Raw genomic sequence first — 857 nt, 5'->3', positions numbered from 1 at the left:
CCTCTCGTCCAATCTCCCCAGCGCTCCGCTAATTCCAGTCCTGCGCACTCGGCCATCGTATCGAGCTCCTGATGATAAACGTAACGAACGCGATGTGGTAAACGTCTGACCTGTGTACCGGAAAACCAGAGGAGGGTTGAAACGAACGTCTGAGTTAGTGGATCGTGGACGGCAGCATTGAGGATCGTATTCTCATGATCCACGAGTAGAGTACTGGTTTGCTGGCCGCTGACGAGCCCATCCAAGGGCGGCACGCCCACGTCTATCACCATAGTCCCCCCATCATCTAGCGCTTCCACGGCAGATCGCAGGCAAGCTATTTGTGCTTCGCGCGTGACTACAAACGTGAACGTGTTCCAAACACAATACACGAGGTTGTAGCGTTGCTCTGATCTGAAATTGGCAATATCCGCCTTCCAAAACTTGACCAGATCGGTTCGCCTGGCGAGAAGTTTCAACATGCTGTCCGAATTGTCGACACCTTCGACCCTGACGCCGCGCTCGCTCAACGGCACTGCCACGCGTCCGTCGCCAATACCAAGCTCGAGAGCACTCCCTCCGCTCGCATATCGCTCAAGAAAGGCGGCCGTCTCGGCCGCCTCATCCCTCTTGCCTCGCAAGATGGAAAATTTTTCATAGATTGAAGCCCAATCCTCGTTGTAGATGAATTTGTCAGTCATATGATTCTCCTACATTATATATTGGATCTATTGGCTGGATGAATTGTAACATGCAAGAGTATACCCTTTCTATATAACTGTTAGGGTTACATCCAAATCATCTATGTGGATATCGAACGGCTCTGTCCTTCGTGAACGTCACGATTTGAGACGCAAGAGCTATGCCAACGCAAAAAC

1 protein-coding gene is annotated in these 857 nt (G+C 51.1%); it reads right to left on the bottom strand.

The window, feature by feature from the left end:
• Positions 1 to 680: class I SAM-dependent methyltransferase (locus tag X742_RS140350; RefSeq protein WP_023775638.1), on the bottom strand; the 680-nt coding region annotated here is incomplete at its 3' end.
• Between the last annotated feature and the right edge of the window lie 177 nt (positions 681 to 857).

The organism is Mesorhizobium sp. LNHC229A00 (assembly GCF_000502415.1).
Classification (GTDB): domain Bacteria; phylum Pseudomonadota; class Alphaproteobacteria; order Rhizobiales; family Rhizobiaceae; genus Mesorhizobium.
Note: the sequence above shows the minus strand (reverse complement) of the source record. Positions and strands in the feature narration are given on the sequence as shown.